The 14,185-nt window shown below is 24.4% G+C and carries 16 protein-coding genes; 9 read left to right on the plus strand and 7 right to left on the minus strand.

The window, feature by feature from the left end; all coding sequences use genetic code 4:
- Positions 1 to 3: 3 nt before the first annotated feature.
- The 9 genes from EXC48_RS00670 to EXC48_RS04640 are packed head-to-tail and all read left to right on the plus strand — an operon-like array spanning position 4 to position 10,478.
- Complete coding sequence (locus tag EXC48_RS00670) at positions 4 to 1,656, plus strand: hypothetical protein (protein WP_129720406.1); 1,653 nt, start codon at positions 4 to 6, stop codon at positions 1,654 to 1,656.
- A complete protein-coding gene (locus tag EXC48_RS00675) occupies positions 1,657 to 2,868 on the plus strand; it encodes a hypothetical protein (RefSeq protein ID WP_129720346.1) in 1,212 nt (403 codons plus the stop codon). It abuts the gene before it with no gap.
- Positions 2,849 to 4,828 (plus strand): hypothetical protein, encoded by a 1,980-nt coding sequence (locus EXC48_RS00680; protein ID WP_129720407.1) that lies wholly within the window; start codon positions 2,849 to 2,851, stop codon positions 4,826 to 4,828. Before EXC48_RS00675 ends, EXC48_RS00680 begins: the two co-directional genes overlap by 20 nt.
- Before the next feature lie 42 nt (positions 4,829 to 4,870).
- Entirely contained in the window at positions 4,871 to 5,371 is a 501-nt protein-coding gene (locus EXC48_RS00685; protein ID WP_129720408.1) for a hypothetical protein, read from the plus strand.
- A 13-nt stretch (positions 5,372 to 5,384) separates the two neighbouring features.
- Positions 5,385 to 6,362, plus strand: a complete 978-nt coding sequence (locus EXC48_RS00690) for a hypothetical protein (RefSeq protein WP_129720409.1) — start codon at positions 5,385 to 5,387, stop codon at positions 6,360 to 6,362.
- 1 nt (position 6,363) lies between these two features.
- Positions 6,364 to 7,677, plus strand: a complete 1,314-nt coding sequence (locus EXC48_RS00695; protein ID WP_129720410.1) for a hypothetical protein — start codon at positions 6,364 to 6,366, stop codon at positions 7,675 to 7,677.
- Between the two features lie 2 nt (positions 7,678 to 7,679).
- Positions 7,680 to 9,959: a hypothetical protein gene (locus EXC48_RS00700; protein ID WP_129720411.1), complete on the plus strand. Its 2,280-nt coding sequence runs from the start codon at positions 7,680 to 7,682 to the stop codon at positions 9,957 to 9,959.
- A gap of 2 nt (positions 9,960 to 9,961) precedes the next feature.
- Positions 9,962 to 10,333 carry a hypothetical protein gene (locus EXC48_RS00705; protein WP_129720412.1) on the plus strand — a complete coding sequence of 124 codons (372 nt, stop codon included), beginning with the start codon at positions 9,962 to 9,964 and terminating at the stop codon, positions 10,331 to 10,333.
- The gene (locus tag EXC48_RS04640; RefSeq protein WP_165035611.1) at positions 10,314 to 10,478 is read left to right on the plus strand and encodes a hypothetical protein; all 165 of its coding nucleotides are present in this window, start codon (positions 10,314 to 10,316) and stop codon (positions 10,476 to 10,478) included. Before EXC48_RS00705 ends, EXC48_RS04640 begins: the two co-directional genes overlap by 20 nt.
- 53 nt (positions 10,479 to 10,531) lie before the next feature.
- On the opposite strand, the gene EXC48_RS00710 is transcribed toward EXC48_RS04640, so the two are convergent.
- The 7 genes from EXC48_RS00710 to EXC48_RS00740 are packed head-to-tail and all read right to left on the minus strand — an operon-like array spanning position 10,532 to position 14,017.
- Positions 10,532 to 10,915: a hypothetical protein gene (locus EXC48_RS00710; RefSeq protein WP_129720413.1), complete on the minus strand. Its 384-nt coding sequence runs from the start codon at positions 10,913 to 10,915 to the stop codon at positions 10,532 to 10,534.
- Complete coding sequence (locus tag EXC48_RS00715) at positions 10,900 to 11,409, minus strand: hypothetical protein (protein ID WP_129720414.1); 510 nt, start codon at positions 11,407 to 11,409, stop codon at positions 10,900 to 10,902. Before EXC48_RS00715 ends, EXC48_RS00710 begins: the two co-directional genes overlap by 16 nt.
- The gene (locus EXC48_RS00720) at positions 11,397 to 11,861 is read right to left on the minus strand and encodes a hypothetical protein (protein ID WP_129720415.1); all 465 of its coding nucleotides are present in this window, start codon (positions 11,859 to 11,861) and stop codon (positions 11,397 to 11,399) included. Before EXC48_RS00720 ends, EXC48_RS00715 begins: the two co-directional genes overlap by 13 nt.
- Positions 11,845 to 12,039 carry a hypothetical protein gene (locus EXC48_RS00725; RefSeq protein WP_129720416.1) on the minus strand — a complete coding sequence of 65 codons (195 nt, stop codon included), beginning with the start codon at positions 12,037 to 12,039 and terminating at the stop codon, positions 11,845 to 11,847. The genes EXC48_RS00720 and EXC48_RS00725 overlap by 17 nt, the downstream gene beginning before the upstream one ends.
- The gene (locus EXC48_RS00730; protein WP_129720417.1) at positions 12,021 to 12,761 is read right to left on the minus strand and encodes a hypothetical protein; all 741 of its coding nucleotides are present in this window, start codon (positions 12,759 to 12,761) and stop codon (positions 12,021 to 12,023) included. The genes EXC48_RS00725 and EXC48_RS00730 overlap by 19 nt, the downstream gene beginning before the upstream one ends.
- Positions 12,754 to 13,035 (minus strand): hypothetical protein, encoded by a 282-nt coding sequence (locus EXC48_RS00735; protein ID WP_129720418.1) that lies wholly within the window; start codon positions 13,033 to 13,035, stop codon positions 12,754 to 12,756. Before EXC48_RS00735 ends, EXC48_RS00730 begins: the two co-directional genes overlap by 8 nt.
- Before the next feature lie 13 nt (positions 13,036 to 13,048).
- Positions 13,049 to 14,017, minus strand: a complete 969-nt coding sequence (locus EXC48_RS00740; RefSeq protein ID WP_129720419.1) for a tyrosine-type recombinase/integrase — start codon at positions 14,015 to 14,017, stop codon at positions 13,049 to 13,051.
- Between the last annotated feature and the right edge of the window lie 168 nt (positions 14,018 to 14,185).

Consider the following 14,185-nt stretch of genomic DNA (forward strand, 5'->3'; position numbering starts at 1 on the left):
CAGATGATACCAGAATTTACAGAACAAAAATTAAAACAGATTTTACATTATACAGACCTTGATGCAAATCCAAGTTATGACGCTTTTAAATCAAAAGAATTTTACGAAATTCAATCAGGCGCAAAAGGAGTATCAAAGTCTTTTGGTGGAGCAATAATATCAATTTATCGATTAGTAAATGAAAAAATATTTTGTAGCGTATGATGTCGTAATCAATATAACCATATCGCTAATACATTGCGGCCTATGTTTTTAAAAGTATTATCTTTTTTAAAAGATGAACATAATTTAGATTACACAGAATATATAACCGTGACAACTTCAGGCGTTTATTGAAATTTTGACGATGGCGGAAAAGGTCGTTGCATACTTTTTCAAAACTTCGAAAAGACCCAAGCGTTTCAAGGTATTACACTACCAAATAACGCTTTTAAATTTGGTGAATTAGTTATTGATGAACCAATTGAAGACCCTATTGATACTAAAAAGACACCATTAGAATTACAACAGCTTTATGAAGTGCAGGAAGAAAAAATACCATTATTAATTCAAAACACTGTTTTAAGAACACAAGCACCTGATAATTTTCAAATTAAAGTAAAATTTTTTTACAATATTTTTACAACAGAGCATTTTTTAATACAAAAGTTTCATAATGTAGTTTTACCGATTTTAACACCAGATGGTAATCCAAATAATGTAATAATGGAAAAATTAATTAAAGAGCATTATATACAAAAAACAGATGCTAATTTTGATGATGATTTAGGTATAACTATTACAATGTTTGCAAAAACTTTTGTACCAAAAAAAGAATTAAGTGCAATACAAATGAAAAACCTAAATTCTTTAAAAAATAAGAATTTACGTTTATGGATTGTTACAGTTGCAGGATTTGTTTTTTTAGATGAAACACAAAAAACTAATTACTTTTTAAAACCTTATATCATAAATAATTTAGGTGAGATTAGAAAAGAAATAGAATTAGTAGAAAAAGAATACTTTTATACTCTTTTAAAAAATAATGAAATTTATTCGATTTGAGATGGTTTTGACCCAGGTAAAGTTGATAATGCGTCGTGAGTGCGTGTTGCATTAACTAAAAAAGGAGAAATTTTAGTTTTAGAAGCAGTAGAAGATATTAAAGCTATTACAAAAACAGATAGCAGATTACAAAATTGTAGAGCATTATTAAAAATAATTGATGAAAGCAATAAAGATATAATGCAATATTTAAAAAATAAAAATTCTTTTGATGATGAAGAAATTTTAACAGCAGAAACATTTAACAGTGTTATTGCTTGTGATAACGATATTATTATTGAAAACTTAAATGCAATTGCATCAGAAATGCAATTAGATAACATTTATGCAGTTAAAGCAAATAGACGTGATACAAATAAACAAGCTTTCGGCATTGTGTCCCGCCAAAATTGAGAAAAATTTATTTTTGCTAATGGTCTTATTAAATTAATAAATTCACAAGGCAGCAAAAAACTTTTAGAAAACTTTACTAAACAAGTTATACCAGATCAAGAATTAAAAAGAGACGAAAGTATTTTTGCAGAAATTTACGATTTAATTAATGCTTTTGAAATGGCGTGTTCGTTTATATATAAAAATCAATATTTAATTTTTCAAAGTAAAGGAGAATAAATGTCAAAAACAAATGAAGAAATTTTTAAATCAAATTTTATATTAACTAATTCTCAAAATTTTAATTCTATTTTTGGTGAAGGAAAAGAGTTTAAAATACCAGACAGTAAAAAACAATTTGAAAATGATGGTGCAGTACAACAAATGACACAGCTTGCTAACGCTTTGCCAAAAATAGAATTAGAAAATCAAAAAGAATTATTAAAATTTTTGAATAATAATTATTTTTTAGAACTAATACAAAAATTAGAGGTAATGCTTTATAAAAAAGGATTGGCTGCATTAGGTATTTTAGAAAATAAAAAAATAGTTTTAGCAGAAGTAATAGATTATGCATTTAATTTAGATAATGAATTATCTTTTTTAAAAGTTTCATTAGGACAGCAAAAAATTAAAAATGAAGTTTTTGAAGTTGTTTATGAATATGATTTAGATAGTAATTACATTAAAAAATATGGTATTAGCACTAGAACAGGCAAAACAATATCACCAAAAGAATTATTTGGTAGCACTTATAAACAAGAATTAAATGTTAATAATTTTATACCATTCACTGTTTTTAAAAATAAAGCAAGTGAAGCGCCAGATATTGAAATGGTAAATCCTGAACTTTTTGAAATTTTAAATGCTAAATATAAATCATTAATTTTAGATATGTATTTATCTTTACCAATCCCGCAAGTACAATGGAATGTTGGCGGTACAAAAGCAGACCAAATTGTTAAAAATCTTTTTAGCTTAGATAATAATAGAACAGTTAAAATCGATAGCAAAGCGACAATATCTGCGCTAGGTGATAATTTTGATATTAAATATGCACCAACACAAGCACCTCAAATTATCTCAACAATTGAAAATTTAATTTATTGAATTAAAAAATCTTTATTAATTAAAAAAGATGGTGATGATGGTGGTACTCATAATAAACATAATGCAGAAATAGCTACATTAAATTCAGCGTACGAAGATTATATTGAAATGAAAGCGAATTTAAGAGAGATATATTATCAAAACTTTTTTAAAATCATTTTAAGAGTACTTAAATTAAATTATGAACAAGATATAAATGTTATTGTTGTTTCTTCAACTAAATGATTAGAAGAACAAGCGAAACAATTACAAATAACACAAAATGGTGTTATGCTAAATAATAATCAAGTAGTGCATCAATTAAACCAAGAGGAAGACCAAAATGGACGCATTAACAATTAGTGATAACATAACAACTTTATATGTTTATAAAATTAAAAATTTTATAGAAAAACAAAAACTAGAAACAAATTCTAAAAATTTTATCAGACTTGAATTTGTTGGTGAATTTGATGCAACAATTACAGCAAGAGCAAAACAAACAAATTTAAATTTAGATAATAAAATTTTAAAACTAGGTTTAAATGATAGTTTAACAGTTGCTATTGATGATAATTTTATTTTTGATGAAAATGAGTTTTATTTTATTTTAGGCTCAAAATACCAAGCGCATACAGGTTTATATGATGCTTATTATTTTGAAACAAAAATTGATGAACTAATTTTTAATGATTTAGGCGATGATAAAATACAAGAATTTACAATAACTAAATTAAAATCTTTCAAAGAATTAAATGACATAGAATTTATTGTTGTTAATGATGAAGATGATGTTAATAATGAATTAGAAGTTGTTAATGCAGATGATAAAATCGATATTACTAGTTATCAACTAGAATTTTATTCTTCAGCATTAATCAATCAAATAATGCACTTTAAAAATGATTTTTTTGAAGTGCCTAATTTTGAAATAAAAGATAATAAAAAACCTATTTTAATTTTTGCTAATCCAACAGCAGTTTATGATAATACTTATTCTTTATTTTTATGAAACATCTCAAAATTTTATGTAGATAATTGAAGTGTTATAAGTTTCTTTTTAAGACGCTTAACGTTAGAATATCATAAAAATTATGAACATTATTTAAAGCAAATTGTTAATAATGGTAGTCATCGCGAAATACTAAAAGAATGTGCGTATAACACATATGTAGAGTTTCAAGGAACAGAAACCCAACGCAAAGAATGAGCAGATAAAAACGGTAATGCAAAAAGTTCAGACATAAACGATTATTTAATCCGTAATTTTTTATCAATTAGGCCAGAAGCAGAAAAGATAAAGTTTTTAAGTTTATTATTAATGTTTTCAGAGCAAATAGCATCGTCCTATTGTTGAAAAGGTGGATTAAATGATGAACATAAAGCAGCATTACCAATGACAGCATATTTTAAAGATATTGCTAATGAATACTATGTTGATAATCCTAGAATTGTTTTAGAAAGTTTATTATATAGTACAAACGAGCAAGATAATAACGATATAAAATTTGGTGTATATAATCAATTTTTAAATAAAAATATTTTCTTTTTAAATGGTAAAACAGTGCAATTCGCATTAACACCAGACCAATTTGAAGAACCAGAATTATCACAAAGACCTGTTGATTTTAATAATAAAACTTTAAATCTAAATTATCCATTTTATTTATTTTTAACAGAACAAGATACAAGTAGCATTTTAGGTTTAAGTAGTACAATTCGAGGACATTCAAAAGAAGTTATTAAAGATGATATTTTAGTTTGAAGTGGTATTAAAGATGAAGAAAAATATCAAACTGTTAATTGAGAGCAAGAATTACAAAAATATCTTGCTTCAGAATATCCTCACTCAGAATTTGAGTTTTCAATCCTAGGAAGACAAAATATTTTTACGCGTCGGTTAAACGTCCCTCTTGTGATTGAAAATAATTATTATTATAATGAACTACATCAAAAGCAAAAATTATATTTTGAAAAAGATAAATTTTATTTGACAAGTTATGATGCAATCCTAGGTTCACCATCACCAGCAATAAGACACGAATATTTAAAAATACGTGTAGTTAAAAAAGATTATGACAATTTATTTACTTTTGAAAATCAAAATTTATTTATGATTAATAATCCAAATGATTTAAATAAAAAAATAAATAATCACATTAATCGCATTGAGTTTTTTACAAATCCAGATAAAGTAATTATTAAAGGTGCATTTTTACAAGATTATAAAATAATTTTAAAAGGTAATGCTTTTGAAAATGGAAAAGAATTTAACATTAAATCAGACAATAAATTAACTAATAAATTAATTTTTTGAAAATAAAAACCAGGGAACCGCAGCCCATTAAAGACGGAGGAGTTATTAATGAAACTATTCGAAAATTTATCTCAAAAACTTGGCATATCTTGTCAAGAAATTAATGAAAAATTAGGTATTAAGGAAAATGCTAGCAAACCTGAAATACTTAATGCATTAGGTGTTTATGCTATTTTTGATGAAAAAGAAAACTTATCTAGTTATATCGCAGATAAAATAAGCAATAAGACCAAAGAACTAGAAGCTTCAAACTTAGAAAAAGAAAAAGCATTAAATGAAATTAATGAATTAAAAAATCAACTTTCTAATTTTGAAACTACTAAATCGCATTTAAAAGAACTTATTAAAAATGAGTTTAATAAAATCGACTTCACAACTAAAACAGATTTTGAACAATTAGATATAAATAAAATAGATTATTCTAATGTTAAAAAATCAATATTACAGCAAGCAAGCGAACTTAATTGAGAAGTCAAAGAACAACCCCAACCCCAAGAACAACCCCAAGAAAACAATTTTAAAGCGAAGGGGATATTAACAAGATATTAAAGGAGAATTTTATATGGCAAATGAATTAACATTAAAAAGTGCGCTGCAAACAGAATTTAGTTTAGTGCAACCAAAAACAACACACGGAGCAAATTTAACACTTCAAGCAGCACAAATGGAAAGAGCATTATCTAGCTTAGTAGATAAATCATTATTTTTAAATATTTGTAAAAATACTGTTATTTTAGAAAGCTCAGATTTAAACGTTAAAATACAAAAAGTAGTAGGTTCTAAATTTAGTCCTAAAACCGCAATTGGAACAGGTACAGCTAATAAATGACGTCTTGGTGGAAGTATTAACGTAAGTTGAAATGAACCAGTTACAGTTTTTGAAGCAATTACAGCATTTGAAAAAGAATTATTACCAATTGATTTAGCATCAAGTAAAGCAGCAAAAGTTGCGAACCAATGAAGTAGAATTTTTGAAAGAACAGCATTTAAAGAATTAGAAAATAAAATTATTACAGATAAAACTCAAATTCAAAAAGACTTATCAAAAATGCAAGCAATAGAAGTTTATAATGAACTTGTTAAAAAAGCAACAGAAATAACAGAAACAGTTGATACAGAGCAAGGTATCGATTTAATTGAAAGAGATAATGTTGTTATTATGGTTAAACCTGCTTTATTTGATAAGTTAGCGCAAGCTAAATTAACAGGGAATGGTGTTTTAGAAGCATTTGAATTAGGACAATATGGTATATCAAGCATCGCAGGATACAAAATCTATGCAAACCCATTTTTAAGACAATTTGACGCAATTGTTTTAGCAGACTTTATTGGTTTTGGTGCAATGTCACCAATTGCAATGTCATATGGTAAAATTGATAATCTTTCAAATGATTTAGGATTTTATTTTGAAGGTAAAGACGCATATGCATTTTTATACGATAAATTAGCATATGGTTTTGCAGTAACACAAAAATCAGCAGATGAGCAAGGAAAGAGAATAGAATTACCAAACGCAAACCAAGAATTAAAAGACAAATAATATGTTATTAATAACAACTACCCCAGAATTTAAAAAAGTAGTTATTAAAGATAATGAAAGGACTAGCAAATCACTTTTTAATTTTGGTGAGTTGCTTAGTTCTTTTTTTATCGATATTCTTGGTGATATTGTTATTGATGTTTTAACAGTTGCGTTTATACCGCTTGGAGCAGGTACATTTTTAATCAGAGCAGGTGCTAAGTTTATTAAGAATATTTTGTTAGATTTAGCACGTACAGGAAAGGTTGATTGAGAAAATACTTTTTTAAATTTAGGTATTGATTTATTGTTTATTGGAGCATCATTCGCAACTAAAACAGCATTAAATACAACTAAAAGATTAGCAAAAACTAATAAACTAGCAAAAGCAATTTATAACACATATTCAACAGCAAAAAAAGGTTATGATTTTGTTAAAAAAGGAATTATTGAAAAGATAGCAGAAGCATCTAAAAAAACAATTCAAGCACTTCAAAAATCAGCAAAAGTTAGTCAAAGAATTAAAAATATTATTACACCTCAAAAAATTAGCTCATTAATTGAACAAGGGAGAACAATATATCAAGCAATCAAAAATCCATTTTCATTAATTACAAAAGGAGCTAGTAAATTAAAAGGCCTTATTAATCAAAGAGTTAAAAAAACAATTGAAAAACAAGGTCTTAAATTTTGAACCTCAATAGTTCAAAAAAGAGCACTTAATGGAAAAATAAGCAATAAATTAGCTAAGAAATATGCACAAGCACTTAATAAATTTGAAAAAGGACAAATTTATTTTAATTCAAAATGAGTAAGTGGTGTGCGTGTTTATAATCCAAAATATTGAGAGCAAACAAGATTTATAAGTTTCTTTTTATATTTTAAAAGACAAGCAACTAAGACTAAAAATAATCCAAAAGGAAAAAGGCCACTTGAATTAGTGATGTCTATAAATAAATATTTTGAGTTTATTAATGCATCATCAAAAGGACAATATTATTTAAACAATATTTCGTGAGGTTGAATTTTAGGAAAAGGTCGTAGGATATTAGATAATTTAACATTTAATAATTTAGATGAGTTATATGTATCAAAAGATTTTGAACGTTTTCGATTATCTTTTAATAAAGTAGAAAATCAAAAAGAAGCATTATTAAACGACGTTGAAAACCTAGAAAGAGTTAAAAAGCATAGAACAAATAAAACACAATCAATTGCATATGTTGATAAATTACAAAATGGAAAATATAAAATTAAATTTGCTAGAAATGTGAAAGATTTTAACTCTACACTATATACACGTCAAACAATATACAAAAAACAAAAAAGGAGATAAATATGAATGAAGAAAAGTGAATAAAAATTAAAAACATTTTTGAAATAAATTTAGATGCGTTAAAACAAATAGCATTTAATCAAAATATTGCAATACCTAAAAGACTTAAAAAATTTTTTGGCGAATTAAACGATGAAGCAATTATTGACAAAATGCAGTTACACGTATTTTTAGCAATAGATAATTTAGTTAATAATAAAATAACTAAATTACTTGAAGCAATTAATTACGATGAAACAAAATTTAAAGATGTTATTGGTGTTTATCGTGTAATGTCAGTGCATATTGCATTATTGCACGAAACACATTATCGTATTGTGTCAGAAACAGTACCAGAAATAGCAAATAGACAACGTTTAATATCTAATAATTTAAATATTTTTAATGAAGCACGTAATTTTTATTTAAATGAAAATTATTTAAATGAGCAAGCGTTAAGAACTATTGTTAATGCAGATTTTGAAAGTTTAGAAAATGAGCTTTTAATTTGAAAAAATAGAATTGAAAGCTCAGAAGCTTATAAAGAATTAAAAAATAAAACAAGTGATATACAAAATTTATTAGGTAAATATGAACATTTAAAATTGTTATTTAATACAGAATTAAATGATTTAGCAAATCAAAGAATTGCACCACTTGAATTAAGCGCGCAAGCGTTAAATCAATTAGTTTCAGAGCAAATAAATAAAGCTAATGAATTAAGTGATAAAGTAACTACTTTTGAAACAAAAATTGATGATATACCAGAAACAATAAATCAAAGTGTCGCAAATCGTTTAGAAAGTTTTAGCCAAAAAGATAATGAATTAGAACAAAAATATATACAAATAAATCAAAAGGTTGATAATTTTAAAAGAGAGCAAGATAATACAAACTTAGCAAATAATTCTAAATTTTTACAATGCAAAGAAAAAATATCATCATTAGAAACTAAATCTTCACAAAACGAACAAAATATTAGTGTAATTAGAAATAAAGTACAAGAAGCAAATGAAGAATATAAAAATAATATAAAAGAATTACAATCATCTAAAATAACAGCAGATTATGTAAATGATAAGTTATTAAATATTGAAGACCCAACACAGCCAACACACGCAGCAAATAAAAAGTATATTGATGGTATTATTGAACGTGTACCAGAATTATCAACAAATAATACTTTTAGTGGTCGTAATACTTTTAATGATAATGTTAGTTTTGGTGGTAGTTTAGTTACTTCTAGCGCAAGCATTACACAAAACGAACAAGTGACAAATAAGCGTTATGTAGATACTAAAATATCAGAGCAGGCGCAAAGAATAACAGCAATAGAACAGTCACCAGGATTTACGCAAAATGAAAATGTTTTAACAACTCAAAATTTAAATGCAGTACCACGTGAAATGAAAACTTTAACAATAGTACCTGCTTCAGGCAATACAGCATCGATATTTTTATCAGGTAAAAACAACACTAAATGAGAATTTTTTAGTGATGGAGGTTCTCGTAATTTTGGAGTATTTAATAAATCAGGTAATAAATATGCACTAGAAATTAAACAGAATGGAGAAGTTAAAACTTTTGGCGTATTAAATGTAAATAATAATAAAATAACTAATTTAGCTAATCCAGAAAATGAAAAAGATGCCGTAAATAAAAAATATGTTGATAATTTACTAGAAAATGATAGGTTTAAAAAATTAGCAATTTTAATTGAAAAACAAATTAAATATGGAAATACAATCCCGTATGGATGAAAAACAGAAACAAAATCAAGATTATATATTTATACTGAAGCAACAGAAGTATGTAAATTTTTGTGAGAAAATGATTTTTCTAATAATGAAATTAATTATTTTTTTAAAGGATACTTTAAAGATAACGAAGTATATAAAAAATATGATAGTTATGAACAATTAAAAAATGATAGATTTTTTGACTTATATTTTAGAGGTTTTGTTAGATGATTGTCATTAGATGAAGTTAATGAATATATAAAATCAGATAAGCAATGACCTGTTGCATGAAATGGAACACATTTAATACAAAATTTAATTTATGATAATCGTGCAAATGAAGCTACAAATTTATGAGACTTATCATTAATTTTAAAATACAGTGATAATTGAGATACTATAATAAAAGATAAAGTAATTGTAAATAACGGTAATTTAGATGGTTTAAATGAAAGAATTGAAGGACTAAAAGATAAATATGGCCAAAAACTTAATTTTAATATTTTTATTAGATTAATGGAAGTGATTAGTTATAAAAATATTTTTGAAGGGGAATTAAATTAATAATGCATAATCCTGTTATTGAAGTTTTTGCAGCAGGTGGAGTAGGTGCGTGCTTATTAACAATTATTGTAATAGTTCGTTATTTTTTAAAGAAATATCAATTACCTAAACAAGAACAACAAACAAAAAATGAAAATAATATTAATATCACACCGCAAAAAGAAGAAGGTTCAAACGTGTTAAAAGAATTGATTTATGCGAACAGAGATAGCATAGAAAAAGCGAAGGAAGAATTAGATGAAATTAATTTAAAAATTGAAAGACTTAGTTTAGCAATGATTTTATATGTTAAATCAAATGGTGTAGATGAAACTATAAAAAATGAATTTGAAAATATTATTAAAGGAGTAACTAGTGAAAAAAATAATAAATAAAATAATTGAATTTTTTAAATGATTAAAAGTTAATTCAAAAAACGCAGCAATAACTTTATTAGAAAACACTAAATTAGATAAAAATGATATTAAACGTTTAAAAAAAATAGTTGATAATGATGTTTTTAGCAATAAGTCGGTATAATTTTTTAGAGGTATAAAGATAATAAAAATAACGCTTAAAGCGTTGTTTTTATTCTATTCAGTTTCAGCCAAATAATTTTGTGCTAATTTTAATTCAGCAACAAATTCTTTATGTTGTTTTGTGCTAAATGTGTGGAATTTAGGTCTCTTACAAAATTCTTTTCTTTTTATGTCTCATTTTGCGAAAGTTCAAAAACTGTAATAAGCATATGTGCTGTTGATGTAAAATATTAATTCTTCTATTGTTAAGTCATCTCTTAAATAAACTATGTCACCTTTAACTTCAAAAAAATCATCAAATGCTTTATCATCAAGGTCATAATAATAAGGTCGTTTTTTATTATTTGCTAATTTATATAATTCTTTTTTTAATTCTTCTTTTTCGCTTTCAGTTTTATAAAAATTATTGTAATTTGTTAAATCTAATTTTGTTTTCATATTATCTCTCCATTTTTAAAATTTATCATTGTTCATTTATTATGCTCTTTAAATGCTAATAATGGTACTAAATTTAGTTTATTGCAAGCATTTAAAAAAGTTTTGTAATTAAAGTTATTTGTGTTCGTTTTTGATGGTTTAACTTGTATTGCATAAACAATATTATCTTTTTTTGCTAATAAATCAATTTTATAAACAGTATCAACAAATGCATTTGTTGGTTGTGCTCAATTAAAACCATTATTTAAAAGCGTTTCAGTTAATTGCTTTTCTTTTTTATAATTTATAAAAGTTCAATACAACAACACTTGCTCGTATTCTTTTTTTAAATTTAGGTCAATATTATTTTTTTGCATTCATAAATCAATTTTGATATTAAAATCATTGATTATTAATGCTCTAAACTGTTTATAATTAGTGCTATTATATTTTCAACATATTTTTTTAATATTTAATCCTAATTGATTTAAAGCAGGCAATTTTAAGTGCGTCACGGTATACCTAATTTTTGTCTTGTTTCTTCTAATTTTTTCACTTCATTTTTTAAATTTGTAAAGTAACTATGTAGCTCTACGCTATCAAATAGTTCATTTACATATTGCTTATGCATATCATTTAAATTTGCAAATATTTTTTCAATTGCGCTTTCTTTAATTTTTGTATATTTTTCAATTAATTTATTTACTTTATCTTCTTGTAAATTATTACTCTCTTCAACAGCACCATCTCTAAAATCTAATGTGTTTCTTAACAAAATAAGCGCATCAATTATTAAGTCTATTATTTGTTCTTTTTTAACTTCTAAGCGCTCTAAAAATCGTCCAGCACCTAAAATATTATCTAAACACTCAAAACCGCTTAATTTTAAATTTAATATATTCTTTTTTAGTTCTTTTTTAATAAAAACTAAATCAGGTTTAATTAAATCACTAATTTTTGTTATCATCTAATAAATCTCTTTTTTCAAGTTCTTCATAATATAAATTTATTATCTCGTCTAAAAGGTCTTCAGCTTGCTTAGATTTGATTTTATAATGTAGTTTTAATAATTCTTTTGCTCAGTATATAACCTCGTCTTGCAGCCATATAACTTGCTTATATTTGTTTAATTCTTTTTCTTTCATATTATCCCCTTCGATTGATAAATTAAGTCAATTATTAATTCATTTGGAATAGCAGAACGATCATTATAATTGCCTAAGTTTATCATTTTTATATTTGACTTTTCTTTTGTAGTTTTTGTATCAAAATAATAATTAGAAGCAAATGTTGTTGCTTTTTTTGGAAAATTTTTATCATAAGCAAAATAATGTAATTTATTATTTATTGTTTCAAAATTACAAAAGCTATTTATATATTTAAAAATTCTACTGCTTTGTGGATTTTCGATAAAAAATATTTTAGGTTTTAATAATTGTAATATTAATATTGTTGCTAGTGTTGTGCTCTGTGCTTCTAAAATTGAGCTCTGTTCTTTAAAAAAATCTCTTTTTGCGTGTCATTGTGCGTATTCATTATATGCTATAAAATGACTATAATTTTTAAGTTCTAAATTACCATTTTCTAAAATATTTTTAAGTGCTTTACCAGGATTTGCAGTGGTTCAAGCTCTGCAAGGTGGTGATGCAAATACTATATCAGGCGCACCTACTTTTTTAATTAATTTATTTATATCTTGTACTAATGTTTTATTATTTAATGATAAATCGATTTTGATATAGTTGTTTTCATTTTCTTTATCATTTATACCAAAACTATAAACAACAACATCATTATCATTTTGTAACGCTTTATAAATTGACCTGTTAGCATCATCAAATAAAGCTCAGACTATTAATTTATTCATTTTCTTTATTTTTTGGTTTTTCAACAAAATAATATCACAATTGATTAGTACCTAAATCTTTATCAAAATCATCATAATTAATATGTTTAGCCATTTTATGTAATAAATAATCATATTTACCAAATATTTTTTTATATTTATTTACTTTATCTTTTTTTATGTCATATGCTTTTTTTAATAACTTGCATTCATTGTGTAATTTGATAATTGTATCAATTAAATCATCTTTTAATTTTGTTTTTAATATATCTTTTAATGTTTTTGCTTTTTTCATTTTATACTCCTTTTTAAACAATAAATTTTGCTAATTTACTTGCAAATTCTTTAATTGTTTTTTTATCATTATCGATTTGTAATTGTAATTTATGTATTGTTTTTTCTAATTCAATAACGTATTCTTTTGATGCTTTTTTTGCTTTATTTTCTAATGAGCTTTTTGCTAAGTATGCATTATTTTCTCTAATTTTTTCTTTGGATGAGCGATAATATGTATTTATTAAAACTTGGTCGGATACGTGTCCTGTTTTAAGCATTATATTAAATGTACTTTCACCATTATTCAATCATTTAGTAATTCAATAAGTTCTAAAACTATGCGAAGTAATTTTTTCATTTAGACTTATATTTAAGAATTTATTTACTCTTTTAGATGCTTCATTTATTCAGTTAGAATATTTTTTATAAGTTAAGTTAAAAGTATTCTTTTTGCTTCATTTTATGTATTCATTTTGAATATGTTTAGGTATTATAAATTGACGTTCTTTATTATTTTTTGATGCTTCTTCAAAAACTTCATAATAACCTCATAGCTCATTAAATTTAAATTTATTTTCTTTTAAAATTTTTATTGCTTCGTTAAATCTAGGTAAGTTTTCATATAAAAATTCAGTCATTAAATAAATCTCAAAATCATTTGATTTTTTTGCTTCTTCTCTTAATAAAATCATTTGCTTATCAGATAACGGCTCTTTAAGTGGTGTTGTTTGACCTTTAATTTTTAGAGGTTCAATCTCATAAACATATTTATTCATTCTTTTGTTATAAGCGCTTAAAAATGATTTTATGACGCTTAAATGATTTATTTTTGTTGTTTTTTTAGTTTCAGAATTATTAATTACTTCAAATACTTCTTCACTGTTTTTAAAATTTTTTGTTATTATTTTTTTTAAAATAACAGTATGTATTGTTTTAGTTGTTTTCTTTCAAGTTTTAGATTTTTGTTCTAAATAAATATCTAAAAATTCTAATAAAGTCATATTTTATTTATTAGTACCTGTCAAAACTTTTTTATTTTTTTATTGTCCTAATTTAATATTTAGTATAAAATATTTATTAGGTAGTATCAGGTTCGACATTAGGTACTACCTTTCTTTTATTTTTTAATTATGTAATTAATGAAAAGCACATAGAAGTTTAAACTCCTA

It is taken from the genome of Mycoplasmopsis cynos, from assembly GCF_900660545.1.
GTDB lineage: Bacteria > Bacillota_I > Bacilli_A > Mycoplasmatales > Metamycoplasmataceae > Mycoplasmopsis > Mycoplasmopsis cynos.